This is a genomic window from Methylorubrum pseudosasae (genome assembly GCF_029504475.1).
Taxonomy (GTDB): Bacteria; Pseudomonadota; Alphaproteobacteria; order Rhizobiales; family Beijerinckiaceae; genus Methylobacterium; species Methylobacterium extorquens.
The window spans coordinates 3,533,178-3,557,769 of sequence record NZ_JAQGDU010000002.1 but is presented as its reverse complement, the minus strand read 5'-3'; the positions used below and the strand labels follow the sequence as shown (position 1 = coordinate 3,557,769).

At 68.1% G+C, this 24,592-nt stretch carries 24 protein-coding genes, 1 tRNA gene and 1 pseudogene; 12 read left to right on the top strand and 14 right to left on the bottom strand.

Annotation, left to right across the window (positions count from 1 at the left end; genetic code table 11):
• Positions 1-110: 110 nt before the first annotated feature.
• Complete coding sequence (locus M2437_RS17750) at positions 111-1,466, bottom strand: MFS transporter (RefSeq protein WP_056499138.1); 1,356 nt, start codon at positions 1,464-1,466, stop codon at positions 111-113.
• Positions 1,463-2,164: a PRC-barrel domain-containing protein gene (locus M2437_RS17745; RefSeq protein ID WP_253388225.1), complete on the bottom strand. Its 702-nt coding sequence runs from the start codon at positions 2,162-2,164 to the stop codon at positions 1,463-1,465. Before M2437_RS17745 ends, M2437_RS17750 begins: the two co-directional genes overlap by 4 nt.
• A gap of 300 nt (positions 2,165-2,464) precedes the next feature.
• Between M2437_RS17745 and M2437_RS17740 the strand changes: the two genes are divergently transcribed.
• Positions 2,465-2,839 carry a hypothetical protein gene (locus M2437_RS17740; RefSeq protein WP_003597964.1) on the top strand — a complete coding sequence of 125 codons (375 nt, stop codon included), beginning with the start codon at positions 2,465-2,467 and terminating at the stop codon, positions 2,837-2,839.
• A 35-nt stretch (positions 2,840-2,874) separates the two neighbouring features.
• Here M2437_RS17740 and M2437_RS17735 read toward each other — a convergent pair whose 3' ends face one another.
• Positions 2,875-3,315: a PRC-barrel domain-containing protein gene (locus M2437_RS17735; protein WP_003597962.1), complete on the bottom strand. Its 441-nt coding sequence runs from the start codon at positions 3,313-3,315 to the stop codon at positions 2,875-2,877.
• Between the two features lie 310 nt (positions 3,316-3,625).
• Between M2437_RS17735 and M2437_RS17730 the strand changes: the two genes are divergently transcribed.
• Entirely contained in the window at positions 3,626-3,958 is a 333-nt protein-coding gene (locus tag M2437_RS17730) for an SWIB/MDM2 domain-containing protein (protein WP_003597961.1), read from the top strand.
• Positions 3,959-4,047: 89 nt separating this feature from the next.
• Here the strand turns inward: M2437_RS17730 and M2437_RS17725 are convergent, their stop codons facing one another.
• A complete protein-coding gene (locus M2437_RS17725) occupies positions 4,048-4,839 on the bottom strand; it encodes an SDR family NAD(P)-dependent oxidoreductase (RefSeq protein ID WP_012254431.1) in 792 nt (263 codons plus the stop codon).
• An 82-nt stretch (positions 4,840-4,921) separates the two neighbouring features.
• Positions 4,922-6,301, bottom strand: a complete 1,380-nt coding sequence (locus M2437_RS17720; RefSeq protein ID WP_253388224.1) for an MFS transporter — start codon at positions 6,299-6,301, stop codon at positions 4,922-4,924.
• Between the two features lie 228 nt (positions 6,302-6,529).
• On the opposite strand from M2437_RS17720, the gene M2437_RS17715 reads away from it, so the two are divergent.
• Together M2437_RS17715 and M2437_RS17710 are read left to right on the top strand one after the other, a co-directional pair.
• Positions 6,530-7,564 (top strand): alpha/beta fold hydrolase, encoded by a 1,035-nt coding sequence (locus M2437_RS17715; RefSeq protein ID WP_277570359.1) that lies wholly within the window; start codon positions 6,530-6,532, stop codon positions 7,562-7,564.
• 21 nt (positions 7,565-7,585) lie between these two features.
• A complete protein-coding gene (locus M2437_RS17710) occupies positions 7,586-8,512 on the top strand; it encodes an NAD(P)-dependent oxidoreductase (protein ID WP_373691148.1) in 927 nt (308 codons plus the stop codon).
• A 3-nt stretch (positions 8,513-8,515) separates the two neighbouring features.
• On the opposite strand, the gene M2437_RS17705 is transcribed toward M2437_RS17710, so the two are convergent.
• Complete coding sequence (locus M2437_RS17705; RefSeq protein WP_253388222.1) at positions 8,516-9,223, bottom strand: glutathione S-transferase N-terminal domain-containing protein; 708 nt, start codon at positions 9,221-9,223, stop codon at positions 8,516-8,518.
• A 272-nt stretch (positions 9,224-9,495) separates the two neighbouring features.
• Between M2437_RS17705 and M2437_RS17700 the strand changes: the two genes are divergently transcribed.
• The 3 genes from M2437_RS17700 (at position 9,496) to M2437_RS17690 (ending at position 10,179) form a co-directional block, all read left to right on the top strand.
• Positions 9,496-9,711 (top strand): hypothetical protein, encoded by a 216-nt coding sequence (locus tag M2437_RS17700; RefSeq protein ID WP_253388221.1) that lies wholly within the window; start codon positions 9,496-9,498, stop codon positions 9,709-9,711.
• 51 nt (positions 9,712-9,762) lie between these two features.
• Positions 9,763-9,839 (top strand) — tRNA-Pro (locus M2437_RS17695).
• A 28-nt stretch (positions 9,840-9,867) separates the two neighbouring features.
• The gene (locus M2437_RS17690; RefSeq protein ID WP_003597950.1) at positions 9,868-10,179 is read left to right on the top strand and encodes an ETC complex I subunit; all 312 of its coding nucleotides are present in this window, start codon (positions 9,868-9,870) and stop codon (positions 10,177-10,179) included.
• 65 nt (positions 10,180-10,244) lie between these two features.
• Here the strand turns inward: M2437_RS17690 and M2437_RS17685 are convergent, their stop codons facing one another.
• The 3 genes from M2437_RS17685 to M2437_RS17675 form a co-directional block, all read right to left on the bottom strand.
• Entirely contained in the window at positions 10,245-10,706 is a 462-nt protein-coding gene (locus tag M2437_RS17685) for a nucleoside deaminase (RefSeq protein ID WP_082289439.1), read from the bottom strand.
• Between the two features lie 117 nt (positions 10,707-10,823).
• On the bottom strand, positions 10,824-11,888 hold the full coding sequence (locus M2437_RS17680) for a spore photoproduct lyase family protein (protein ID WP_253388220.1): 1,065 nt from the start codon (positions 11,886-11,888) through the stop codon (positions 10,824-10,826).
• A gap of 59 nt (positions 11,889-11,947) precedes the next feature.
• A complete protein-coding gene (locus M2437_RS17675) occupies positions 11,948-12,721 on the bottom strand; it encodes an SHOCT domain-containing protein (protein WP_253388219.1) in 774 nt (257 codons plus the stop codon).
• Positions 12,722-12,947: 226 nt separating this feature from the next.
• On the opposite strand from M2437_RS17675, the gene glgX reads away from it, so the two are divergent.
• The 3 genes from glgX (at position 12,948) to M2437_RS17660 (ending at position 17,342) form a co-directional block, all read left to right on the top strand.
• Entirely contained in the window at positions 12,948-15,224 is a 2,277-nt protein-coding gene (gene glgX / locus M2437_RS17670; protein WP_003597946.1) for a glycogen debranching protein GlgX, read from the top strand.
• A 172-nt stretch (positions 15,225-15,396) separates the two neighbouring features.
• Positions 15,397-16,998: a hybrid sensor histidine kinase/response regulator gene (locus M2437_RS17665; RefSeq protein ID WP_253388218.1), complete on the top strand. Its 1,602-nt coding sequence runs from the start codon at positions 15,397-15,399 to the stop codon at positions 16,996-16,998.
• 26 nt (positions 16,999-17,024) lie between these two features.
• Entirely contained in the window at positions 17,025-17,342 is a 318-nt protein-coding gene (locus M2437_RS17660) for a hypothetical protein (RefSeq protein WP_012254441.1), read from the top strand.
• 158 nt (positions 17,343-17,500) lie between these two features.
• Here M2437_RS17660 and M2437_RS17655 read toward each other — a convergent pair whose 3' ends face one another.
• Positions 17,501-18,715: an NADP-dependent isocitrate dehydrogenase gene (locus M2437_RS17655; protein WP_015951578.1), complete on the bottom strand. Its 1,215-nt coding sequence runs from the start codon at positions 18,713-18,715 to the stop codon at positions 17,501-17,503.
• A 144-nt stretch (positions 18,716-18,859) separates the two neighbouring features.
• Complete coding sequence (locus M2437_RS17650; protein ID WP_253388217.1) at positions 18,860-19,372, bottom strand: hypothetical protein; 513 nt, start codon at positions 19,370-19,372, stop codon at positions 18,860-18,862.
• Positions 19,373-19,554: 182 nt separating this feature from the next.
• Between M2437_RS17650 and M2437_RS17645 the strand changes: the two genes are divergently transcribed.
• Together M2437_RS17645 and M2437_RS17640 are read left to right on the top strand one after the other, a co-directional pair.
• A complete protein-coding gene (locus tag M2437_RS17645) occupies positions 19,555-20,103 on the top strand; it encodes a formaldehyde-activating enzyme (RefSeq protein WP_003597938.1) in 549 nt (182 codons plus the stop codon).
• Positions 20,104-20,171: 68 nt separating this feature from the next.
• Positions 20,172-20,910: pseudogene (locus M2437_RS17640) on the top strand (RNA methyltransferase).
• A gap of 3 nt (positions 20,911-20,913) precedes the next feature.
• Here the strand turns inward: M2437_RS17640 and M2437_RS17635 are convergent.
• The 3 genes from M2437_RS17635 to M2437_RS17625 form a co-directional block, all read right to left on the bottom strand.
• Positions 20,914-21,255 (bottom strand): hypothetical protein, encoded by a 342-nt coding sequence (locus tag M2437_RS17635; protein ID WP_253388215.1) that lies wholly within the window; start codon positions 21,253-21,255, stop codon positions 20,914-20,916.
• Between the two features lie 29 nt (positions 21,256-21,284).
• A complete protein-coding gene (locus M2437_RS17630; RefSeq protein ID WP_253388214.1) occupies positions 21,285-22,298 on the bottom strand; it encodes a zinc-dependent alcohol dehydrogenase family protein in 1,014 nt (337 codons plus the stop codon).
• Between the two features lie 130 nt (positions 22,299-22,428).
• Positions 22,429-24,114, bottom strand: coding sequence for a methyl-accepting chemotaxis protein (locus M2437_RS17625; protein WP_253388213.1), 1,686 nt, complete (start codon positions 24,112-24,114; stop codon positions 22,429-22,431).
• Positions 24,115-24,592: the final 478 nt, after the last annotated feature.

Genomic DNA, 24,592 nt, shown 5'->3' with positions numbered 1-24,592 from the left:
CTTATGTTTCAAGCGCGCGGGGCTTTCCGCCGGATAGCTCGGCGAAGATGAACCGCGCTTAAGCGGATGTGCGGCGCAAAAACGATTCCAACCCCGTCGGCCGGCGCAGGTCAAGACGGGTCGTGCGCCTCATCCCCGTTCCTGCGCCGGGTCTCCGGCATGATCAGGAGGACGAGGGCGAGGCCGGCGGCGCCGACGATGGCGAGTCCCAGGAACGCGGTCCGGCTGCCGAGTTCGTCGGCCATGAAGCCGGCGAGTGCCGTGGAGAGGGCGGCGCCGATGCCCATGCCGGTCCCGACCGCCCCAAGTGCGGTGTTGAACCGGCCGGTGCCGCGGGTGACGTCGGAGACGATCAGCGGGACCATGACGCCGAGGACGGAGGCCGAGATGCCGTCGAAGACCTGAATCGCCACCATCCAGTAGGGGTCGCTGACGAAGGCGAAGAGCAGGCCGCGGACGGGCAGGGCCGCAAAACCGATCACCAGGAGCGGTTTTCGTCCCCAGCGTTCGGCGAGGCGGCCGACGAAGGGGGCAGTGAGCGCGAGCACCGCCTGCGGGACCATGATGCAGGCAGCCACGAGAGCCGTGGCGGTCTCGCTGGCGCGCAGGGTCATGACGCTGCCGACCAAAGGCAGCATCGCGGCATTGGCCAGAAAGAACAGCACCATGCAGGCGGCAAAGCACAGGAGCGCCCGGTTCTTCAGGAGCGCCGAGATGCCGCCGGCCTCTCGCGGTTCCGGTTCCTGGGCGGCGGGCCGGGGCCTGCCCGCTTCCACGGCGCGCCCCGACGGGATGAACGAGAGGGACACCAGGGCCGGGATCACCAGCACGCCCGCAAGATAGAACACCGCATTGTTCGAGAGATAATAGCCGATCGCGCCCATGCCGGCGGCGCCGAGCGCGTTGCCGACGGCCGAGAAGCTGGCATTGCGCCCCAGCCGCTCGCCGGCCCGGGCATGGCCGACGAGGCCAATGGAGATCGCGGCGATGGCTGGCGTCAGCACGCAGCTCGCCGCCGAGTGGATCGCCATGGCGAGCATCACGACGAGATAGGTCGGAAGTGCAGCCAGCATCACGGCGCTCGCGCCGACCCAGAACGCCGAGAAACCGGCGGCGAAGCGCTTCGAGCGGGAGGCATCGACGAAGGCGCCGCCCGGCATCTGCCCGAGCAGGCTGACGAGGCTGCCCACGGTGAGCGCGAGGCCGATATCCGACTGCGTCCACTTCTGCTGGGTGAAGTAGACGGCGAGGAAGGGCCCGAACCCAGTCTGCAGGTTGGCGATGAAGAACGTGAACGCGTCGAGGCCGTAGGTCGCCCGTCGCGACGGACCGGCGGGGCCGGGCGTGCTCGGTCGGCCCGCGCGCCGCACCGGGCGGGAGCCGCCGCGCTCGCGAAGGTCGGTTCGATGGCTGTCGCGTTCGCGCGCTGGATAGGCGCGCCGTTCCGTCACCGGGCTTGCCGTCATTTGTCCGGCGTCTTCTCCGGTGGCCGGTCCGGGGCCTTGTCGGACGGGGCGGCAGGCTTCTCGGCGGCGGCGGAGGCGTCGCCTTCCGGCGGGACGGCGGCACCGGTGTTCGCGGCGCCCGGGCTGGCGGCACTTGGGCTGGCGGCACTTGGGCTGGAGGGAGCACCCGGGCTCGTGGCCCCGAGCACGACGATCGGGTCGCCGGACTTGTATTCGGGCGAGACGCGGACCTGATTGCGGTTGAGCTGGAGCGTGAGGCGCCCGACCTTGCCCTCGGTGGTGAACTTCAGGACACGCCAATCCACCGCGATCTTGCGGGAGCCGACGCCGAGAAAGCCGCCGAAATCGATCACCGCGGCACGGGGACGTCCGTCGCGGTCAATGATGACGTCAATGATCCGGCCGAGATCGTCGCCGTTCATCGCGCGCACGCTCTTGCCGAGCAGGCTCTCGTAATCCTGGGTATCGAGCACCACCGCCGGGGTGCCGCCCTCCTGGGACGGCGTCACGGCACCGTTCGCGGGTGCAGCCGGCGCCGGCGCTGCGGCCGGAGGCGGAGCGGTCGCGGCGGGAGGCGGAGCGGTCACGACAGGAGGCGAAGCGCCGCCGGGGGCGCCTGACGAGCCGTCGGCGGCCATGGCCGCCGTAGCGAGGAGGGCGATCGCCGGTGTCACGATCGGCCGGATCAGTCTGAGCACCCCTACTACCTCTCGACAGTCGAAAAAGATGAGCGAGCCGGCCTCTGCGAGCCGGCGCTCCCCGGACATCATGGGGCGGGCGGACGCATCGTCCATGCCCGGCAACCACGGCGAAGTTGTGGATGGGCCGGAAACGCCGCTCCAACCGTCCCGCCGGAACCGGGTGGACACGGGCGACGGCCGTCTGGTTTTCGCCCAAACCCTGCCTTAGACGGATGCAGGAAATCTTAATGTTCCCGACCCTTGGCCGTCCCCCGGCCGAGCCGTGGCCGGGAACGGCCGGTACGAGGACAAGACTGCATGTTCGACCCGTCGAGACTCTGCGCCGCGGCGCTTCTTGCGGCGAGCCTTGGCGGCTGCCAGGCGCTCGGTGGCGGCGGCGGCGTGATGCCGGAAACCGATCTCGGCCCGCCGCCCTCCGCCCGCGGCACGCTGCCCGGCCGCCCCCTGCGCAGCGCCCAGACCGACGATGACGGCCGTCCGCTCGCCGCCGCCCCGACCCGCGCCCTGGAGCTGCCGAAGAACTTCCGCGGCGATACCCGCACCGCCGATGACGGCCCGCGCCGCATCCGCCGGGAGGAGATTGACGGCGAGACGACGTCGCGGTCCAGCTCCGGTGGCCTCGCCCCCCAGATGGGCGCGGGCGGCAGTGTCGGCCTCGGCGGCAAGTTCTGAGCCGCGCCTGACTTCGGATTACAGGCGCCGCCGCCTCAGGCGGTCGGCGCCTTGCGGCCGCCCCAGTGATCGTTGAGGCGCCCGCCGAAACCGGGATCGTCGAACGGATTTTCGCCGGGCCCCTGGGTCGGCGCGCCTTCGAGATCGGCAGGGTCGATATCGACCACGTATCCGCCGAGTTCGACCGAGTAGGTCAGCGCGTTCCAGGGCAGGGGATGGTGGTTCTCGCCAAAGCCGAGGAAGCCACCGAAGGACAGCACGGCGTAGGCGACCTGTCCCGACACCTTGTCGACCATGAAATTGTAAACGCTGCCGAGGTGGCGCCCGGTGCTGTCATAGACCGGGGTGCCCTCGACCTTGTCGGAAGCGATCAACCGGGGCGTCTCGTCGGTCGCGACCCCCTCGCCGGAGGTCGGGTCCAGTTCCAGCGTTCCCGGCTTACGATAGGCCCGCTCTTCGGGCAGATCCGTCGGCATCCACGTCTCCAGCATATCCCTGACAGGCCCGCGATCCGGGTGTCTTGGTTGAATGCAAGGCGGCAAACACGGTTCCCGCCTCGACCGGGACGGGCGGCCGGATCGCCTGTGCTCGTCCCGCTCGGCGCGAAAAAATCCCTTGGGCAGTGGATTGAGCTGCGGAAAGGTCCGCTGATCTGTGGATGGACACCGCAGCGGCGCTGTTCTCCACTTGGAACGGGCGCGGCACCGCTTAGTTGTTGCTCCTCAGTGCCCCGATGCCGCTCGGCCTCGTGTCACGAATCGCCGGTCCGCAGGACGGAGGGAAACCATGGCTACCAAGACGACGGAGAAGAAGGCGGCTGCGCCCAAGAGTGCCCCGAAGAAGGAGACCGCCACGAAGGCCGCCTCCGGCACCAAGCCCAACGCGCTTCAGCAGCCCCTGAAGCCGTCTCCCGAACTCGCCGCCATCGTCGGCGACAACCCCCTGCCGCGCGGCGAAGTCGTCAGCAAGGTGTGGGAGCACATCAAGAAGCACAATCTCCAGAACCCGGAGAACAAGCGCGAGATTCTCGCCGACGACAAGCTCAAGAAGATCTTCGGCAAGGACAAGTGCTCGATGTTCGAGATGAACAAGCACCTCGCCGCGCACCTCAAGTCCTGATTTGAAGGAACCGTTCGCGGGCCGTCCCTCGGAGTACGGTGCCGGTCAAGCCGGCCCCGTACGTCCGGTGGGCTCGGGAGCGGTGAGCCTCAGGTGATGCCGCGCAGCACGCCGCCATCGACCCGCAGGGCCGCCCCCGTGGTGGCGCTCGCGGCGGGCGTGCAGAGGTAGGCGACCATGTTGGCCACTTCCTCCGGCTGCGCGAGGCGCTTCAGGAGCGAGGTCGGCCGGTTCTCGGCGATGAAGGCGCGGCCCTTGGCCTCCAGATCGCCTTCGCCCCCGCCCATCGATTCGAGAAAATCCGCGACGCCCTCGGTCATGGTCGGGCCGGGGAGCACGCTGTTGACGGTGACGCCGCTGCCCCCCACCGTCTCGGCGAGACCGCGGGAGACGGCAAGCTGCGCCGTCTTCGTCACGCCGTAATGGACCATCTCGGGCGGGATGTTGACGCCCGACTCGCTGGCGATGAAGACGATCCGTCCCCAGCCGCGCTCGACCATGCCGGGACCGTAGGCCCGCGCCAGACGAATGCCGCTCATGACGTTCATCTCGAAGAAGCGGCGCCACTCGGCATCGGCGATCTCGAAGAAAGGCTTCGGCTCGAAGATGCCGGCATTGTTGATCAGGATGTCGACCCTCGGCAGGGCGGCGAGGAGTTCGGCCGCCCCCTCCTCGGTGCCGACATCGCCGATGCCGGCGATGAACTCGGCGCCCGGCACCTCGCCGCGCAGGCGCGCGATGGCCGCCTCCACCCGCTCACCGGTGCGGCCGTTGACGGCAACGTAGGCGCCGAGCCGGGCGAGTTCGCGGGCCACCGCGTAGCCGATGCCGCCGGTGGAACCGGTGACGAGGGCACTGCGCCCCTTCAGGTCGATATCCATCATCCGCCTCCGTTGGCCGCGGCCATCCCTGTCCCGGCGTCAACGCACGAGCCGGGCCATGGTGCTGAGCGAAGATGCGCGGTCAGGGTCCCGTCCGCCGCAGGCCGCTCGCCAGGGCACCCGCCAGCGCCAGGGCGACGGCGCACCAGAGCGTGACGGCGAAGGCGCCCGCCGGACCACCGGGGACGAGGCCGAACAACACGGCGACCCAAGCCGCACCGAGGGACTGGCCGACGAGCCGGGCGCTTGCCTGCATGCCGCTGGCGCCGCCGCTGCGCTCCCGCGGCGCGCTGGTGATGATGACCTTGTTGTTGGGCGACTGGAACAACCCGAAACCGATCCCCGACAGCGTCAGCCGCCAGACGATGTCGAAGGTCGCCGGCGCCTCCGGCAGGAGCGCCAGCGCCGCCATGCCGACGGCGAGCAGGACGAGGCCGAGGCTGCCGAGCAGCCCCGGCGGGACGCGGTCGGCGAGCCGGCCGGCAAAGGGCGACATCGCCGCGATGGCGAGCGGCCACGGCGTCATCAGGAAGCCGGTTCGGGTCTCCGAGAAGCCGAGGGCATCGTGGAAGTAGAAGGGTAGGGCGACGTAGGCGATCATCTGCGCCGCGAAGGAGCAGATCGAGGCCACCATCGACAGGGCGAAGGCCGGAATCCGCAGAAGGTCTAGCGGCAGCAGCGGCGCCGCGAGCCGGATTTGGGTCCGTACGAAGACGATGCCGACCGCGACCGCGGCGGCGATCGCGGCCACGGCGAGCCCGCGGGTGTCCGGATCCGCAAACGCGTCGAGACCGACGATCAGCAGCCCGACGGTGAGGGCGTTGAGGCTTGCGCTCCGCAGGTCGAAGCGCCGGGCGGAGCGGGGCGTTCGCGGCAGCGTGCGCGCGCCGACCGCCAGCGCGACGAGCCCGACCGGCAGGTTGACGAGGAACAGCCAGGGCCAGGCGGCGACCGAGAGGATCGCGGCGGCGACCGTCGGACCGGCGGCGGAGGCCACCGCCACGATGAGCGCGACGTTGCCGACGCCGCGCCCGATCAACCGGCTCGGATAGATGAAGCGCACCAGAGCGATGTTGACGCTCATGATCCCGGCCGCACCCAGCCCCTGGGCGACCCGCGCGGCGGTGAGGCTTGCAAGGTTCGGCGAGACCGCGCAGGCGAGCGAGGCGACGGTGAAGACGGCAAGCCCCGCGAGATAGACCCGGCGGTAGCCCCAGATCTCGCCCAGCGTGGCGAGCGGCAGCAGGGCGGCGGTGACTGCGATCTGGTAGGCGCTGACGACGAAGATCGCCTCGGAGGCCGGCACGTCGAGGTCGCGGGCGATCACCGGCAGGGCGACGTTGACGATCGCTCCGTCGAGCACCGCCATGGAGATGGCGAGCGCCATGGCGCAGAGCGCCAGGAGCCGCTCGCGCAGCGGCAGCCCGTCGCCGCTCCCGACTCCGGCCTTTTGAGCCGTCACCGTCCATTTTCCGGTGCTTGCAGGCGAGCGATCCGCCCTATCTGTCTCTCACCGGAGGCCGCGCCACGCGTTGTCGGCGCGCCGCCGGGGCAGAGCCCGCGCCGTTCGCGCAACGCCCCTGGAACCCGCGCCGGGGACGATGCACAGGCGTCTTGTATCTGCATCGTCTGTTTTCGAAAGCCGGCCACCACCTTTCGGGACGATGCTCGAGCCGGAGACGAAGTGTCCATGCGTGCCCACCCGATTTTCGCGCCGATCCTGGCGCCTTGCCTCGCGCTTTGTCTCGCGCTCGCGCCGGTGCTGGCGCCCGCCGCCGCCCATGCCGAGGAGCCGTCGCCGCTCGGCATCGGCCTCGAAGGCTTCGCTTATCCGTTTCCGGTGCGCTTCCTGCCGCTGAGCCGCGACGGCGAGGCGCAGCGCCTCGCCTACATGGATGTGCCGGCCGCCGACAACGCCAACGGACGCACGGTGCTGCTGCTGCACGGACGCAATTTCCCGTCGAGCTACTGGGAGCCGGTGATCCGCACCCTGTCGAACGCGGGCTACCGCGTCGTGGTCCCCGATCAGCTCGGCTTCGGCAAGTCCTCGAAACCGATCGGCTCCTACACCTTCGACCGGATGGCCGCCGACACCCTGGCGCTCGCCGACAGCCTCAAGATCCAGCGGTTCGACATCGTCGCGCATTCCATGGGCGGCATGCTCGCGGTGCGGATGGCCCGCAACTATCCGCAGCGGGTCAACAGCCTCGTGCTGGAAGCGCCGATCGGGCTGGAGGATTACCGCTTCACCGTCCCGCCGGTCTCCGACGAGGCCCTGATCGCCCGCGAGGCGGATCTGACCGCGGACGCCTACCGCAAGCAGCTGATGACGAGCTACGCGCTGTCGATCCCCGCCTCGGCCATCGAGCCGTTCGTGTCGATCCGCGAGCGGGTGAAGGGTTCGGGCGAATATCCGCGCTGGCTCAAGTCGTTCGTGAACTCCTACCAGATGATCTGGGGCCAGCCGATCGTCCACGAGATCCCGCTCGTGAAGGCGCCAACCCTGTTCATCATGGGCGCGAACGACCACAACGCCCCCGGCAAGGGTTTTGCGCCGACGGAGATGCGCTCCAGCATGGGCGACAACACGGGCCATGCCCGTGCGCTCGCCGGCCGGATGCCGAACGGAAAGGCCGATGTCCTCAACAATGTCGGCCACCTCGTCCACATGGAGGCGACCGAGATGTTCAACACTCTGACGCTGGAATTCCTCAACACGCACTGATCGCTCGGCCGTTCGCGACCCATGGCCGGCCGGGGCGTTGCACCCGGACGGCGACGTGACAGCAAATCCGGAGTTTCAAACATGGATGTCGGTTTCATCGGGCTCGGCCGCATGGGCCGGGTCATGGCGGCGCGGCTCGTCGCGGCGGGCCACCGGGTGCGGGTGTGGAACCGGTCGCCGGAGGCGGCGAGGGAGATCGAGGGCGCCGAGCCCGTGGCCAACGCCGCGGAGGCCTTTGCGGGCGACGCCGCGATCACCATGCTCGCCGACGACGTGGCCCTGCGCGCCGTCACCATCGAGGGCGGGCTGCTCGATTCCGGGCAGCGGCCCGGCGTCCATGTCGGCATGTCCACGATCTCGGTGGCGCTTGCCAGAGAACTGGCGGCGGTCCACGGCCGCGCGGGCGTGCCTTACGTCTCCGCGCCGGTCTTCGGTCGGCCGGACGCGGCGGAAAAGGGCGCGCTGAACATCATCGCCGCGGGTGACGACGCGGCGATCGCGCGGGTGCAGCCGTTGTTCGACGCCATGGGCAGCAAGACCTGGCGCTTCGGCGCGGAGCCGGAGAAGGCCAACGCCGTCAAGCTCGCGGGCAACTTCATGCTGGTCTCGGCCATCGAGGCGATGGGCGAGGCGGCCGCCTTCGCCGAGGGACACGGCATTGCCGGGGCCGACGTGCTGGAGATGCTCACCAGCACGCTGTTCGCCTCGCCGGTCTACAAGAATTACGGCGCGATGATCATGGAGGGGCGCTACGAGCCGCCGGGCTTTACGATGCGGCTCGGCCTCAAGGATGTCCGCCTCGCTCTGGCCGCGGGCGAGGCGGTCAACGTGCCGATGCCGTTCGCCAGCGTGCTGCGCGACAACCTCCTCGACGCCATCGCCCACGGCGACGGCGACAAGGATTTTGCCGCGCTCGCCACGGTGGCCGCGCGGCGCAGCGGGCGGTAAGCCTCAGCGCTTGGTGTTCGTCGCGGTCTGGCCGAACATCACTTTCTTCGCGTCCTCGCTCATCGGCTGGCCGTGGTTCGGGTTGGCTTCCACCGCCCGCGCATAGGCGGCTTTGGTGGCGGGGCGCTCGGCGATCGCCTCGAACCAGCGCTTCAGGTTGGGGTGGTCGTCGAGGCGCTGGCCCTGCTTCTCCCACGGCACGATCCAGGGATAGGAAGCCATGTCGGCGATGGTGTAATCGGCGCCCGCGACGAAGGCCCGGTCGGCGAGCCGCCGGTCGAGCACGCCGTAGAGCCTGTTCGTCTCCTTGACGTAGCGGTCGATGGCGTAGGGGATCTTCTCCGGCGCGTATTGCGAGAAGTGGTGGTTCTGGCCGAGCATCGGCCCGAGGCCGCCCATCTGCCAGAACAGCCATTGCAGGGTCTCGGCCCGGCCGCGCAGGTCGGCGGGCAGGAAGCGCCCGGTCTTCTCCGCGAGGTAGAGCAGGATCGCGCCCGACTCGAACAGCGAGACCGGCGCACCGCCATCGGCCGGCCCGTGATCGACGATGGCCGGCATCCGGTTGTTCGGGGCGATCTTCAGGAAGGCCGGCTCGAACTGCGCGCCCTTGCCGATATCCACCGGGTGGATCGTGTAGGGGAGGCCGGCCTCCTCCAGAAACATCGTCACCTTGTGACCGTTCGGGGTCGGCCAGTAATGCAGGTCGATCATCGCGACACCTTGTCTTCGCGCCCATGAGGGCGATGCCTCAGGCCTGCGGCGAAGTGGGAATGTGGAGCGATCCGATCAAGCCGCGGCCGATCCCCTTCGACCCATATCCGACCCCATTGCATCGAGCCGGCGTCTCTCGGTCTTTGTTGTGACGCGCCTTCTTTCGACGAGCGGGGGCCACTTCGTCGGAATGCGCTCGCCTTGCGCCAATCCGCTGAGGACGTCCTTTACCTTTCTCGTGCTGAGCTGCCGGGGCGCAGGGAGGGCGGTTCATGGTCTCGGCAGTGTCCACGAGTTCGGCGGGCCTGAGCGCGGCCATGCAGCGCTTCGACGGGGCAGCGTCGCGCGTCGCCTCACCGCAATCCGCCGCCGAGCCGGTCACCTCCGTCACGGAGCTGGCCTCGGCCTCGCTCGGTGTTTCCATCAACACCGCCGTGCTGAAATCCTCGATCGAGAGCGAGAAACGCGTCCTCGACATTCTCGTGTGACGAGCAGCGCCTTGCCGGCCGGGACCCGAGGGGGTATCTCCCTCACAGCGTCGGGGTGTAGCGCAGTCTGGTAGCGCATCTGCTTTGGGAGCAGAGGGTCGTAGGTTCGAATCCTATCGCCCCGACCATACCTTCCCCGGAGACGTCAGCCGTCCGATGCCGAGCGCCCGCATCTACCGTCCCGCCAAGGATCCCACGCAGTCCGGGCTCGCCCGCACGAAGCAATGGGTTCTGGAGTTCGACCAGACCGAACCGCGCGAGACCGACCCGCTGATGGGCTGGACCGGCTCCTCCGACATGCTGCAGCAGGTGCGGCTCGAATTCGACACCTCGGACGAGGCGGTGGCCTACGCCAAGGCCTCGGGCATCGCCTATCGCGTCGAGGAGACGCCGCCGCCGATCGCGCGCAAGGGCCTCTCCTACTCCGACAATTTCAAGTTCAACCGCACGGCGCCCTGGACGCACTGAGTGTCTCTGACGAAGCGCCCGCCGCGCCGGAAGCAGCAGGCGTTTCGTGAGGCTGAATCTCGCGTTCAGCGCCCTTTTCGCTCCGCCCAGGCGCGGTAGGGGCTCGGCTCGTCGGCAAGCGGGAGGTGGCGCACCTGCATCGGCTGCTCTTCAAGCGGCCGGCACAGCTCGGCATAGATCCCGGCACTGAGCAGACCCTCGGCCGCCGCCTCCTCGGCGGTGAAGGCGAAGTAGCCCTGCTTGACCCCGGCCAGCCGCATCGCCGCGTGGCACATCGGGCAGGGCCGCCCGCTGGCGTAGACGATGCAATCGTCGAGCTTGGGCCGGCCGAGCTGCTGGCTCGCCGCGCGGATCGCCACCATCTCGGCGTGGTCGCTCGGATCGTTGGTCGCATGGATGCGGTTGGCCGCCCGCGCGACCACCTCCCCATCCCGCACGATCACCGCGCCGTAGGGTCGGCCGCCCTCGGCGACGTTGGCGAGGGCGAGTTCGGTCGCCTCGCGCAGATAGCTCTCGTGATCCGGCATCGGTTTTCTCCTGAGGACATCGTCCCGAAAGGTGGTCACCGGCTTTCGGAAAAAGAGGATGTCAAAACAAAGATCTAGAGCCGTATCCAACCTGATGCAGTCAGGTCGGATACGGCTCTAGAATGCGTAGCGCACCCGGCAATAGGGCATCCGCTCGGCGAGCAGCGCCTTGAAGCGGGTGAGCCATTTCCCTTTCCAGCCGGTGCGGTAGCGCAGATTTTCGCCGCCGCCTTCCGAGCGCTTGGTCTCCTGAATGTCCGGCCGCCAGAGCAGATCCTCGGCCTTGGGGTGCCAGCCGAGGTTCACCGCGTGCAGCCCGGCATTGTGGGTCAGCATGATGATCTCGCAGGCGAGCTGATTCTTGGCGGCATTCGAGATCGTCCCGTCGATCTCGTCGAACAGGGCCGCCCAATCCGCCTCCCAGCCCTCGTAGAGGATCACGGGCGAGAAATTGACGTGGACCTCGTAGCCGGCCCGCAGGAAGTCGTCGATCGCGGCGATCCGCTCGGGGATCGGCGCGGTGCGCACATCGACAACCCGCGCGATCCGCGCCGGCATCAGCGAGAAGCGGATGCGGGTGCGGCCTTGCGGATCGTAGGCGAGGAGATCGCGATTCACGGCTTTGGTCGCGAACGAGCCCTTGGCGTTGGGAATCCCGCGGAATTGCGTGACGAGATCGCGGACGTTGTCGCAGATCATCGCATCGATCGAGAGGTCGCCGTTCTCGCCGAGATCATAGACCCAGGCTTGCGGGTCGATCTGATCGGGCTCCGGCAGCGGGCCTTGCTTGGCCGCATGGCGCGTGATCGCCGCGCAGACCGCGTCGACATTCACGAACAGCGAGATCGGATTGGAAAAGCCCTTGCGGCGCGGCACGTAGCAATAGGCGCAGGCCATCGCGCAGCCGTTCGAGGTCGAGGGCGCGATGAAGTGGGCGGAACGGCCGTTGGGCCGCATCGCGAGCCCCTTCTTCACGCCGAGCACCAGGGTCGATCGCTTGATCCGCACCCAGTCCTCGACCGAGCCGGCATTGCCGTGCAGCTCCGGGATGTTCCAGTGCGACGGGACCGCGATCCGCTCGGCGTTCGGATAGCGGGCCAGGATCTCGCGTCCGCGCGGGTAATCGGCGACCGCCGGCTCGTGGAAGATGCGGTCGATGTCGATGAGGTCGCGCGGGGCCATGGTCTGGATCTAGGGCGAGCGCGGCCTTCCGGCGGGGCCTGCGGCGACAGGCCGTCCTGTCAGAGCCGCGCCAGCAGCTCCGCCTTCTTGGCGGAGAACTCCCCCTCGGTCAGCACGCCTTTCTTGTGCAGGTCGGCCAGCCGTTCGAGGATCGAGAGGATGTCGGTCGGGCCCGCACTCGAGGGTGCACCGGAGGGGGCCGCTTGCTGCCGGCTGGCGGCAGGCGCGACCGATGACGACGCGAACGCGGCGACACTCGTGTCCGCCGGCGGTTTGGGCGGCGGCGGCGCCACCTCCGCATCCCGCTCGACCGGCGTCAGATCCTCCAGCGAGAAGCTCCCCTGCGGTCCGCTGAAGCGCAGCGACAAGCTGCCGCCCTGCTGCTGGCTCACGCCGGTGACGAGGCGGTCCCCGGTGTCGTAGAGGGCGAGCCGCCCGTCGGTCTCGATGGCGAGGCGCCGGCGCTCGGCGAAGAAGGCGTAGCGCGTCGCGTTCTGCGCACCCGCGCTTGCGGGCAGCCCCAGTTCGTCCGGCCACCAGTTGCCCGAGGCGGCTTCTTCGCGAAAACCGGAGAGCGGCAGAGCCGTGGCGAGTTCGGTGCAAAGGGCATCGACCTGCGCCTTCAGCGCATGGTCGTTCATGCGCCCGACCATCACCATGCCGCCGCGCGACCACTGCCCGAAGCCGCCGAGATCGGGGTGGTCGAACTGGGCCATGTTGCCCTGGCCCGCCTGGAGCGCGCGCAGCAGATGGCGCACCGCCTCCAGGCTGACGCCGTGCCGCTCGGCCAAGGCCTGAAGCCCGGCGGGCCGATGCTCGGGGTCTTCGATCATGGGTGATGGTCCCCCTCGAACCTGTCCGTGTCGATCGATGAGGAGCCTTGCAACGCGAACCCTCACCGTGAGTTTCGTCCAAGGCCTACCACATCCGCGGCGGCGCGCAGCGGATCGACAAAAATTTGCTGCGTCGCGTCAGACGACACGGAGCTTCGCCGTTCCGTGCACGTTCAGAGTCCGGCTGGACCCGCGGGGGCCGCTATAAGTGAGAATGGGACGATCGATGGCCGATACCGACAGGACTGCGACGCCGAGGCCGCGCACATCGCGCACGCGTATCCGCGAAGGCTCGCCGCATCCCCGCGGTGCGACCTGGGACGGCCGCGGCGTAAACTTCGCGCTGTTCTCGGCCCATGCCACGAAGGTCGAGCTGTGCCTGTTCGACGATGCCGGCGAGAACGAAATCGAGCGCATCGAGCTGCCCGAGTACACCGACGAGGTCTGGCACGGCTATCTGCCGGACGCGCGCCCCGGCACGATCTACGGCTACCGCGTCCACGGCCCCTACGAGCCCGAGGCCGGCCACCGCTTCAACCCGAACAAGCTCCTCATCGACCCCTACGCCAAGGGTCTGGTCGGCACGATCCAGTGGAACCCCGCCCTGTTCGGCTACAAGATGGAGACGGGCGACGACCTCACCTTCGATGAGCGCGATTCCGCGCCCTACACCCGCCGCTCGCGTGTGATCGACCCGGCCTTCACCTGGGGCCGGGATGTGAAGCCGCGCGTGCCGTGGGAGCGCACGATCATCTACGAGACCCACGTCAAGGGTTTCACCAAGCTGCACCCGGCGGTGCCGGAGAAGCTGCGCGGCACCTATGCCGGCCTCGGCAACCCGGCGGTGCTCGACTACATCAAGAGCCTCGGCGTCACCTCGGTCGAGCTGCTGCCGGTCCATTCCTTCGTGCAGGACGACTACCTGCAGCAGAAGGATCTCATCAATTACTGGGGCTACAACACCATCTCGTTTTTCACGCCCGCCCGGCGCTACGCGGCGGTGCCGGACTTCGCCTTCTCCGAGTTCAAGGAGATGGTCGCGCGCATGCACGGCGCCGGCCTCGAGGTGATCCTTGACGTGGTCTACAACCACACGGCCGAGGGCAACGAGAAGGGCCCGACCCTCTCGTTCAAGGGCGTCGACAACGCCTCCTACTACCGCCTGCTGCCGAACCAGCCGCGCTACTACATCAACGACACCGGCACTGGGAACACCTTCAACCTCTCGCATCCCCGCGTGCTGCAGCTCGTGACGGACTCGCTCCGTTACTGGGCGACCGAGATGCGGGTGGACGGCTTCCGCTTCGATCTGGCCACCATTCTCGGCCGCGAGCCCTACGGCTTCGACGAGGGCGGCGGCTTCCTCGACACCTGCCGTCAGGATCCCGTCCTCAACGACGTGAAGCTCATCGCCGAGCCGTGGGATTGCGGCCCCGGCGGCTATCAGGTCGGCGGCTTCCCGCCGGGCTGGGCCGAGTGGAACGACCGGTTCCGCGACGACGTGCGCGGCTACTGGAAGGGCGATGCCGGGCTGCTGCCGGGGCTCGCCTCGCGCATCACCGCCTCGGCCGACAAGTTCAACAAGCGCGGGCGCCGCCCCTGGGCCTCGGTGAACTTCATCACCGCACATGACGGCTTCACGCTGAACGACACGGTTTCGTACAACGAGAAGCACAACGAGGCGAACGAGGAGGGCAACCGCGACGGGCACGGTCACAACCTCTCCTACAATTACGGCGTCGAGGGCCCGACCGACGATCCCGAGATCCGCTCGGTTCGTTTGCGCCAGATGCGCAACATGCTGGCGACCCTGTTCCTGTCGAAGGGCACGCCCATGCTGCTCGCCGGCGACGAGTTCGCCCGCACGCAGAAGGGCAACAACAACGCCTATTGCCAGGACAACGAGGTCAGTTGGGTCGATTGGGGCGCCATCGGCGAGGAGGAGCGGGATCTGGCCGAGTTCACGCAGCGCCTGATCCTGCTGCGCAACGCCCTGCCGATGCTCTCGCGCGGACGGTTCGTCACGGGAGCCTACGACGAGGAGTTCGGCGTCAAGGACGTGACCTGGCTCACGCCCACCGGCACCGAGATGAGCCCGGAGAACTGGAACGACGGCAACTCGCGCACCCTCGCCGTGCTGCTCGACGGGCGCGCCCAGGCGAGCGGCATCCACAAGCGCGGCGGCGATGCCACCCTGCTGTTGTTCTACAACGCCTATCACGACGTGGTGGACTTCACCCTCCCCGAGGCGCCGGGCGGCACCTCTTGGACGCGGCTGCTCGATACCAACCTGCCCGACAGCCAGGAGGTGGAGAGCTTCGCCGTCGGCGAAAGCTACTCGGTCACGGGGCGCTCGATGCTGATGTTCGTCCTCAAGCCCGTCGAGAACGAGGACGAGGACGAGGAGCACAGCGACATGGAGCGCTCCTACCAGTACGTGATGCAGGCCTTCGAGCGGGCGAATGTCGAGAGCGTGAGCTTCGGCATCGACGAGGAGGCCTGATGGCACGGGCGAGGGGCCGCTCGCCGCAAGCGGCCCCTGCCGATTTCGATGGGTTCCGGAGCCTCGACGCTCCGGACCCTATGTTCTTCCCGCAGCCCTATCTTACGCTCTGCATCGGGGGTGCGCCGGCCGTGCCGGCAGCCTCACAAGATTTGTCACGCCGCGGGTTCGCATGACCGACATCCCCGAGAAGAGACCCCACGGCGTCCATCCCAGCGTCGAGGCGGGTGCGAAGGGCCACGAATTCGAATCCGGCAGCGGCATCTTCTTCGCCGCCGTCGAGATGACGCGCATGCCGATGGTCGTGGTCGATCCGAACCAGGACGACCACCCGATCGTGTTCGTGAACCAAGCCTTCCTGGAAATGACCGGCTACGCTCGGGACGAGGTGATCGGCCACAACTGCCGCTTTCTCCAGGGCCCCGAGACCGATCCGGCGACGCGGGCGCTGGTGCGCGACGCCGTCGCGGCGCGGCGCGACGTCGCCACCGAGATCCTCAACTACCGCAAGGACGGCTCGTCGTTCTGGAACGCGCTGTTCGTGAGCCCGGTCTACAACGCCGCCGGGGACCTCCTGTACTTCTTCGGCTCGCAGCTCGACATCACCCGCCGCCGGCTGGCGGAAGACTCGCTGCATCAGGCGCAGAAGATGGAGGCGATCGGCCGGCTCACCGGCGGCATCGCCCACGACTTCAACAACCTGCTCCAGGTGATCCTGGGCTATGCCGACTCGCTGGCGACCAACCTGGACCGGCCGGACGCCGACCGGGGCCGCATGGGCCGCGCCGTCGGCAACATCCGCGAGGCGGCCGAGCGGGCCTCGACGCTGACGCAGCAACTGCTCTCGTTTGCCCGCAAGCAGCGCCTCGACGGCCGCACCCTCAACCTCAACGACCTCGTCTCCGAGACGAAGGAGTTGGCCGGGCGCACGCTGGGCGACGCGGTGACGATCGAGACCGATCTCGCCCCCGACCTCTGGCCCTGCCGGATCGACCGGACCCAGGCCGAGGTCGCCCTGCTCAACGTGCTCATCAACGCGCGCGACGCGATGCCGGAGGGCGGGCGCGTCACGATCACGACCCGCAACGAGGAATCCGGCCGGCCCGACGGTTCGGGTCGGCACGTGAGCGTCGCGGTGACCGATACGGGCGCGGGCATCCCCTCGGACATGCTGGCGCGGGTGATGGACCCGTTCTTCACCACCAAGGAGGAGGGGAAGGGCACCGGGCTCGGCCTGTCGATGGTCTACGGCTTCGCCAAGCAGTCCGGCGGCTTCGCGCAGATCGAGTCGGTGATGGGGGAGGGGACGACGGTGCGTCTCTCCTTCCCCGCGAGCGACGAGGCCGGTGCGCCGGAGAGCGCAGAACCGGCCGCCACCGTCGAGGAGCGGCCGGGCACGGAAACGATCCTGATCGTGGACGACCGCGCCGACGTCGCCGAACTCGCCCGGGCGATCCTCCGCGATTACGGCTACGGCACCCTGATGGCCCGCCACGGCCGCGAGGCCCTGGAGATCCTGAACGACCATCCGGAGATCGACCTGCTCTTCTCCGACCTGATCATGCCCGGCGGCATGGACGGCCTGACGCTCGCCCGCGAAGCGCGCCGCCGCCATCCCGATCTCAAGATCCTGCTCACCACCGGCTATGCCGAGGCCAGCCTGGAGCGAACCGGAATCGAGCGTCCGGAGTTCGATATCCTGAACAAGCCGTACCGCCGTGCCGAGCTGATCCGGCGGGTGCGGGCGGCCATCGATGCGCCGAGCCGGAGCTGACCGGCGCGACAGATCGGGAGAGCACCATGGCTCAGGGTGACAAGTCGAAATACACCGACAAGCAGGTCCGCAAGGCGGAGCACATCGCCGAATCCTACGAGTCCCGCGGCGTGCCGGAGAAGGAAGCGGAGGCCCGCGCCTGGGCGACCGTCAACAAGGACGATGGCGGCGGCAAGAAGCCCGGCGGCTCGGGCCGCGGCAAGACGACGGACCATCCCGCCGCGCATAAAGGCGGTCGCACCGGCGGCACCGCCTCGGCTTCGCGCACGAAGGAGCAGCGCTCCGCCTCGGCCAAGAAGGCGGCCGAGACGCGCAAGCGGAATGCGGCGAAGAAAACGGGCTGACGAACGCTGATCCCTCTCCCCTCTGCGGGAGAGGGTGGCCCCCGAAGGGGGTCGGGTGAGGGGAGCGACCTTTCCGGAGAGACCTGAGCCGGCCCCTCTCCCGTCCGCTCCGCGGACACCCTCCCCCGCAGAGGGGGGAGGGTGATTGCTCCCTTATCTCAGACGGCCATCGCCGTTTTCAGGTTCTCATCGACCTTGTCGAGGAAGCCGTTGGTGGTGAGCCACTTCTGGTCCGGTCCGACGAGGAGGGCGAGATCCTTCGTCATGTGGCCGGCCTCGACCGTGTCGACGCAGACCTTCTCCAGGGTCGCGGCGAACTTCGCGAGATCGGCATTGCCGTCGAGCTTGGCCCGGTGCGACAGGCCGCGGGTCCAGGCGAAGATCGAGGCGATCGAGTTGGTCGAGGTCGCCTTGCCCTTCTGGTGCTCGCGGTAGTGGCGCGTCACGGTGCCGTGGGCGGCCTCGGCCTCCACGGTCTGGCCGTCCGGCGTCATCAGCACCGAGGTCATCAGGCCGAGCGAGCCGAAGCCCTGCGCCGCCGTGTCCGACTGCACGTCGCCATCGTAGTTCTTGCAGGCCCAGACATAGCCGCCCGACCACTTGAGGCACGAGGCCACCATGTCGTCGATCAGGCGGTGCTCATAGGTCAAGCCGAGCGACAGGAACTTCGACTTGAACTCCTCGTCGAACACCTTCTGGAACAGGTCCTTGAAGCGGCCGTCATAGGTCTTGAGGATGGTGTTCTTGGTCGAGAGATAGACCGGGTATTTGCGGGCGAGGCCGTAGTTGAACGAGGCCCGGGCGAAGTCGATGATCGACTGGTCGAGGTTGTACATCGACATCGCGACGCCGGCGTCCGGGAACTTGAACACCTCCTTCTCGATGACGGTGCCGTCGTCACCCTCGAACTTGATGGTGAGGCGGCCCTTGCCGGGCACCTTGAAGTCGGTGGCGCGGTACTGGTCGCCGTAGGCGTGGCGGCCGATCACGAAGGGCTGGGTCCAGCCGGGCACGAGGCGCGGCACGTTCTTGCAGATGATCGGCTCGCGGAAGATGACGCCGCCGAGGATGTTGCGGATCGTGCCGTTGGGCGAGCGCCACATCTCCTTGAGCTTGAATTCCTCGACGCGGGCCTCGTCCGGCGTGATCGTGGCGCATTTCACGCCGACGCCGTGGCGCTTGATCGCCTCGGCCGCATCGATCGTCACCTGGTCGTTCGTCGCGTCGCGGTGTTCGACACCGAGATCGTAATAGTCGAGATCGAGATCGAGGTAGGGGTGGATGAGCTTGTTCTTGATCTCCGCCCAGATGATCCGGGTCATCTCGTCGCCGTCGAGCTCGACGACCGGATTGGCCACCTTGATCTTCGCCATGTCGGTCCCTCAGTTGCCCGGTGCCGCGCGCCCGGCCGGCTGCCCTTCGCGCGTCTCTCCGGAACCCTGTCGCCGCCCCTATAACGCAGCGCAGCAAGGCGACAAAGCCGGCCTCGGGCAGCCTGTTTCGGATGCGCGAAACTGTTACCCGCCCCTGCGGAACGGCAGGAGGCCACGCAGGCGAAATCCGAGCCAGATCAGGATGGCGAGGGCGATCAGGTTCAGCGCAACGGTAAAATCCTCGCGCGGGGCCAGCGAGAGGGCGTAGCCGCCCTTGCGCGCCGCATCGAACTGCCAGCCCAGCACGAGCCCACCTTCCGCAGGGGATCGGAGAAACACGTCGGCCAGCAGCCAGCCGCTGGCCGAGATGCGGACGGTGAGGCCCGCGCTCACGAACCAGATCACCTGGGCGAGCTGCACCGGAACGGAGAGGGTGTAGCCCAGGCGCCGGTCCTGCCAGAGCGCGACACCCGCGACGACGCTCGCCGCCAGCACCAGCCCGATGAACAGCACGCCGGGCAGCAAGGTCAGCGGCACCGCGGCACCGGTCTGCATCAGGTCGTGCAAGAAGCCCCATAGGCCCACCAGCCCGCCCTGGATCTCGATCAGCGCCACGGTGTAGCGCAGGCCGTCGCGGTCGTTTCCGGTCTCCGTCATGGGAGGCGGGCATAAACGAGGCCGCACGCCACGGCCACCCGGCGCGGCCACCGGCCAAAGCGAGTGTCGCTCCCGCACAAGAGCGCACGCCACGGCCGCGCTATGTGGCCTGGACAAACCCGGCTGCCGCTGCGACGACCCGCGCGTCAAGAAAAACGGCCGATCACGAGGAAGGACACACCATGAGCGACCGCATCATCCTGCGCGCCGGCGAGGCCCTCGTTGCGGGCGGCCCGCCCAACACGGCCTCCGAGCCCGAGGTCATCATCGGCGAGCTCGACGGGCCGGTCGGCACCGCGCTCGCCACCCTCACCGGCGATCAGGTTGTCGGCCATAGCCGCGTCTTCGCGCTCCTGAACACCGACATCATGGTCCGCCCGGTGACGCTGTGCGTCTCCAAGGTGAGCGTGACCGAGAACAAGTACACCTCGATCCTGATGGGCACGGTGCAGTACGCCATCGCCAACGGCGTGCTCGACGCGGTGCGGGCCGGCTACATCCCCAAGGAGAAGGCCAACGACCTCGGCATCATCTGCTCGGTCTGGCTCAGCCCCGGCGTGATCCAGGCCGAGAGCGTCGATCACAAGGCGCTGTTCGAGATCCAGCGCAAGGGCATGACCGAGGCGATCCGCAAGGCCATGACCAACGAGCCCTCGATCGACTGGCTCCTCGAGAACCAGGACAAGATCGTCCACAAATACTACCAGATGGGTCTCGACGGTAAGATCTGATCTTTTTGGAGGATCGCGTCGTCGGCATTGCCGGCGGCGCGCTTCGATGCGTTTGAGTGTCGAAAAGAATGAGCGCCCCCGTCGTCATCCTGGTCGAGCCGCAACTTGCCGAGAATATCGGCATGACCGCCCGCGCCATGGCGAATTTCGGCCTGTCCGAGTTGCGCCTGGTGGCGCCCAAGAACGGTTGGCCGAAGAAGGGTGTGCGCGAGGCGGCCTCCGGCGCGACTTACGTGCTCGACGGGGCCAAGGTCTACGCCACGCTGCCGGAGGCCATCGCCGACCTGCATTTCCTCCTCGCCACCACCGCCCGCGAGCGCGGGCAGATGAAGCGCGTCTTCGCGCCCGAAGACGCCCTGACGGCCACCGCCGAGCGGATCGGCCGCGGTGAGCGGATCGGGCTGATGTTCGGGCGCGAGCGGGTGGGCTTGAGCAACGACGAGGTGTCGCTGGCCGACGCCATCGTCACCTTCCCGGTGACGGACGAGTTCCCCTCGCTCAACCTCGCTCAGGCGGTGCTGCTGATGGGCTATGAGTGGCGCCGCGCCGCCGGCCTCGCCACCCTGCGCTTCTCCGGCGAAATGCTCTCGCCGCCCGCCACCCGCGAAGCAATGCTCTCGCTGTTCGCGAGTCTGGAGGAGACGTTGGCGGGGGGCCGGCTTCTACCCGCCGGAGAAGCAGGAGATCATCGCCCGCAACATGCGCGACATGCTCCACCGCATGGCGATGACCGAGCAGGACGTGCGCACCTTCCGCGGGGCGCTGCGGGCATTGAACCGGAAGGCTCGCAAGACCGACGAGGCGTAGGGCCTACCGCTGCACCAACCCGAACCGCGTCAGGCAGACATGCTTGGCGAGCGAGGCGGGCGCGATCGGCACCGCAGGCGTGGTCCCGTAGGGATCTCCGGTGGCGGTGTCCTCGGGCGCGCGAAAGGCACCGGGGACGTAGCTGGTCTCGCACTGGTCGAACTTGTTGCACACGGCGAGCTTGGTGCAGATCGTCTGGCCCGCCCGCTCGTAGACGTAATAGGTCGCCCCGGAATAGGGCGGCCGGGGGAAGGACTCGGTCCGCACTGTCGTGACGTCCGTAGCGCTCGCCGCCACCGGCGACACGAGCGCTGCGACAAGTCCCCATCCGACCCCTGCGCGCATCACCCGCCTCTTCGCCCGACGCCCGAGCATCAATCGATCCGGATCACGATCTTGCCGACATGCCCGGCCTCGGCCAGGGCTTTGAGAGCCGCCGGCGCTTCGTCGAAACCATAGACCCGGTCGATCACCGGCTTGATCCCGTGCAGGGCGATCGAGCGGTTCATGTCCTCGAACATCTCCCGCGGGCCGACGGCGACGCCGCGCACGATGCAGCTCGCGCCGAGGATCGCCAGCGGGTCGAACGCCTCGCCCTGAGCCAGCAAGCCGATCAAACCGATATGCCCGCCGGGCCGGGTGGAGGCGATGGAGCGCGGGAGCGTCCCGGTGCCGCCGACCTCGACGACGTGATCGACGCCGGTTCCGCCGGTCAGCCGACGCACCTCGCCCTCCCAATCGGGATGGGTACGGTAGTTGATGGTGTCGTGCGCGCCGAGCGCGCGGGCCTTCTCCAGCTTGGCATCGCTCGACGAGGTGGCGATGACCCGCGCCCCGGCCGCGTGGGCGAGCTGGATCGCGAAGATCGAGACGCCGCCGGTGCCGAGCGTCAGCACCGTCTCGCCGGCCCGCAGGGGCTTGAGTCCGTAGAGCGCGTTCCAGGCGGTCACCGCTGCGCAGGGGAGCGTCGCCCCTTCCTCGAAGCTGAGATGATCGGGCAGCGTGACGAGCCCGTCCTCGTCGAACACCTGATACTCGGTCAGCACCCCGTCGATGGCGCCGCCGAGCGCGGTCTGCCACGTATCGGCCACCTGCGCGCCGCCGAGCCAGCTCTGCGAGAAAATCCCGGCGACCCGCTCACCGCCGGTGAAGCGGCGCACGCCTTCGCCGATCGCTACGATTTCACCCGCCCCGTCCGAGAGCGGGATCAGCCGGTCGAGATTGACCGCGAACGGGTAGTGGCCCTGGCAGATCAGCAGATCGCGGTAGTTGAGGGAGGCGGCGCGCATCCGCACCAGAACCTGCCCGCGGCCCGGTTCGGGCGTCGGGCGCTCGGCACTCTTCCAACTGTCGAGGCCGGCGGCAGCGGACATCTCGTAGGCGCGCATGGCGGTCTCCCGTGGGGTTTCGCGTCTTGGGTTCGACGCGGGCACTCATGGCAGGCGCATATGGGAAGAGGCCGCCCGAAGGCGACCTCTTCCTAACGAATCCCCAATCGGTGTGCTGGTTCGGGCTTCGCTACGCCGCCCGCACGGTCGCGAGGAAGCGGCTCACCTCCGCCGAGAGCTGCTCGGACTGGCGCGACAATTCGGACGCCGCGCCGAGCACTTGGCTCGCCGCCGCGCCGGTCTCTTCGGAGGCGCGGGCGACGCCGGCGATGTTGCTCGTCACCTCGGCCGTGCCGGTCGAGGCCTGGGCGACGTTGCGCACGATCTCCTGCGTCGCTGCGCCCTGCTGCTCGACCGCCGCCGCGATGCCGGCGGCAACGCCGTTGATCTCGCGGATGCGGCCGGAAATGCCGCCGATGGCCGAGACCGCCTGATCGGTCGCGCTCTGGATCGTGCCGATCTGCTGCGCGATTTCACTGGTCGCCCGGGCGGTCTGGTTGGCCAGTTCCTTCACCTCCGCCGCGACCACCGCGAAGCCGCGCCCAGCTTCGCCGGCCCGCGCCGCCTCGATGGTGGCGTTGAGCGCGAGCAGGTTGGTCTGGCCGGCGATCGTCGAGATCATCGACACCACGTCGCCGATCTTGGCGGCCGCGCTCGACAGGTTCTGGACCAAACCGGCGGTCTGGTCGGCTTCACCGACCGCGGCTTGGGCGAGTTCGGACGAAGTGGCCACCTGCCGGCCGATCTCGTGCACGGAGGTGCCGAGTTCTTCCGCCGCGGCCGCAACGGTCCCCACATTGGTCGCCGCCTCCTCGGCGGCGGACGCCACGGTGATCGATTGGGAGGCCGTTTCGGTCGCGGTCCCCGACATGCTCTGGGCCGTGGCCTGCAACTCGGTCGCCGCCGAGGTCACGGTGCCGATGATCCCGCCGATGGCGGCCTCGAAGCTGTCGGCCATCGACCGCATCGCTGCCTTCCGCTGCTCCTCGGCCGAAGCGCGGGCGAGCGCCGTCTCGGCTTCCAGGGCGCGGGTGCGGATCAGGTTATCCTTGAACACCTGGACGGCGGCCGCCATCGCGCCGATTTCGTCCCGGCGCTGACGGTACGGCACCGGCGTCTCGACGTCGCCGGCGGCGAGCGCCCCCATCATGCCGGTGATGCCGGTGATCGGCCGCGAGATCCGCACGAAGCCGAACGCCATCGCAAACAGGGCGACGAGCACGGCGACCGCCATCGTGACACTCGCAACGATCGAAGCGGTCTCGACATTGCCGACCGCGGTCGACGCGTCGCGCGTGGAGCCGTCGCGATTGAGGGTGATCGCGCGGGCGATCAGGTCGCTCGATTGGCTGTACAAGGAGAGCAGGCCGGGCCCGACCAGTTCCGCCATGGCTTCCCGCTGCTCGCCCCGCTCCATCATCGCGATGATACGGCGGCTCGCCTCATCGTAGCGGGACCACAGCTCCGAAAACTGCGTGTAGAGCGCACGTTCTTCCGGGGACGAGATCAGGGGCTCGTAGCGCTTGCGCGCCGCCGCCATGTCGCTCAGCGCCCGTTCGTAGTTGCTCCGGTTCGCCGCCAACGTCTCGGGATCGGTGGAGGTCGTGACGGTCCGATACTGCCGCAGGCGCATCTGGCTTGCAGCCGTCCCCATTTCGTTGACCGCGAGGACGGACGGAAGCCAGTTGGTGGCGACCGCATCGACACCGCGGCGGATCGACGACAGCTCCATCAGGGAGACCACCCCCTGGCCGATCGTAATGAGCGTGAGCCCACCGAACAGGGCGATGAGAGCAGCTTTGAGAGAGAAGCGCATCGGACGGGTAAGGCGCGTAAAATGCTGAAATGTCCGCCGCGCACGGATCACCCAGGTCTGCTGACAAAAAATTGATAAATGAAATGTCTTAACGAGAGGATTAAGAGATCCGCCCCATGATTTGTCGTAATCTGCTTTCAGCCGATCGGAACGGCCACTCGCCAAAACTTCTTCAGCCGGAGGTTGCGATTGGCATTATCCAGTTTTGGAAATCGACCTATAGTGATCTTCGGATTCACATAACTGATTTATTGATTTTGTTATCACGTCGAACTAGCCCATGCACTCTCGCTGTTCGTCTGACTTGAAATCAAGGGATATGGCGATTTTTTCGAAATCAACCGGCCTTACAATGCTTGTCGAGACGGCGCATGTGCGCCGATTAGTGTCAAGCCAAGAATTTTCGAGCGCCGAAACCGGTTCGAATGGGCTCGCTCGACAGACGATCCCCTGCACCGAGCGTCGATCCGTCGTGCCG

Bases quoted from the DNA above. Each gene is read 5' to 3' on its own strand.
- M2437_RS17705 (WP_253388222.1), bottom strand. From the start codon at position 9,223: ATGATCGACCTGCATTACTGGCCGACCCCGAACGGTCACAAGGTGACG.
- M2437_RS17715 (WP_277570359.1), top strand. From the start codon at position 6,530: ATGCGTGCCCACCCGATTTTCGCGCCGATCCTGGCGCCTTGCCTCGCG.
- M2437_RS17750 (WP_056499138.1), bottom strand. From the start codon at position 1,466: ATGACGGCAAGCCCGGTGACGGAACGGCGCGCCTATCCAGCGCGCGAA.
- M2437_RS17700 (WP_253388221.1), top strand. From the start codon at position 9,496: ATGGTCTCGGCAGTGTCCACGAGTTCGGCGGGCCTGAGCGCGGCCATG.
- M2437_RS17735 (WP_003597962.1), bottom strand. From the start codon at position 3,315: ATGCCGACGGATCTGCCCGAAGAGCGGGCCTATCGTAAGCCGGGAACG.
- M2437_RS17680 (WP_253388220.1), bottom strand. From the start codon at position 11,888: ATGGCCCCGCGCGACCTCATCGACATCGACCGCATCTTCCACGAGCCG.
- M2437_RS17645 (WP_003597938.1), top strand. From the start codon at position 19,555: ATGAGCGACCGCATCATCCTGCGCGCCGGCGAGGCCCTCGTTGCGGGC.
- M2437_RS17630 (WP_253388214.1), bottom strand. From the start codon at position 22,298: ATGCGCGCCTACGAGATGTCCGCTGCCGCCGGCCTCGACAGTTGGAAG.
- glgX (WP_003597946.1), top strand. From the start codon at position 12,948: ATGGCCGATACCGACAGGACTGCGACGCCGAGGCCGCGCACATCGCGC.
- M2437_RS17660 (WP_012254441.1), top strand. From the start codon at position 17,025: ATGGCTCAGGGTGACAAGTCGAAATACACCGACAAGCAGGTCCGCAAG.
- M2437_RS17690 (WP_003597950.1), top strand. From the start codon at position 9,868: ATGCCGAGCGCCCGCATCTACCGTCCCGCCAAGGATCCCACGCAGTCC.
- M2437_RS17635 (WP_253388215.1), bottom strand. From the start codon at position 21,255: ATGCGCGCAGGGGTCGGATGGGGACTTGTCGCAGCGCTCGTGTCGCCG.
- M2437_RS17710 (WP_373691148.1), top strand. From the start codon at position 7,586: ATGGCCGGCCGGGGCGTTGCACCCGGACGGCGACGTGACAGCAAATCC.
- M2437_RS17675 (WP_253388219.1), bottom strand. From the start codon at position 12,721: ATGATCGAAGACCCCGAGCATCGGCCCGCCGGGCTTCAGGCCTTGGCC.
- M2437_RS17665 (WP_253388218.1), top strand. From the start codon at position 15,397: ATGACCGACATCCCCGAGAAGAGACCCCACGGCGTCCATCCCAGCGTC.
- M2437_RS17730 (WP_003597961.1), top strand. From the start codon at position 3,626: ATGGCTACCAAGACGACGGAGAAGAAGGCGGCTGCGCCCAAGAGTGCC.
- M2437_RS17655 (WP_015951578.1), bottom strand. From the start codon at position 18,715: ATGGCGAAGATCAAGGTGGCCAATCCGGTCGTCGAGCTCGACGGCGAC.
- M2437_RS17650 (WP_253388217.1), bottom strand. From the start codon at position 19,372: ATGACGGAGACCGGAAACGACCGCGACGGCCTGCGCTACACCGTGGCG.
- M2437_RS17685 (WP_082289439.1), bottom strand. From the start codon at position 10,706: ATGCCGGATCACGAGAGCTATCTGCGCGAGGCGACCGAACTCGCCCTC.
- M2437_RS17740 (WP_003597964.1), top strand. From the start codon at position 2,465: ATGTTCGACCCGTCGAGACTCTGCGCCGCGGCGCTTCTTGCGGCGAGC.
- M2437_RS17725 (WP_012254431.1), bottom strand. From the start codon at position 4,839: ATGGATATCGACCTGAAGGGGCGCAGTGCCCTCGTCACCGGTTCCACC.
- M2437_RS17625 (WP_253388213.1), bottom strand. From the start codon at position 24,114: ATGCGCTTCTCTCTCAAAGCTGCTCTCATCGCCCTGTTCGGTGGGCTC.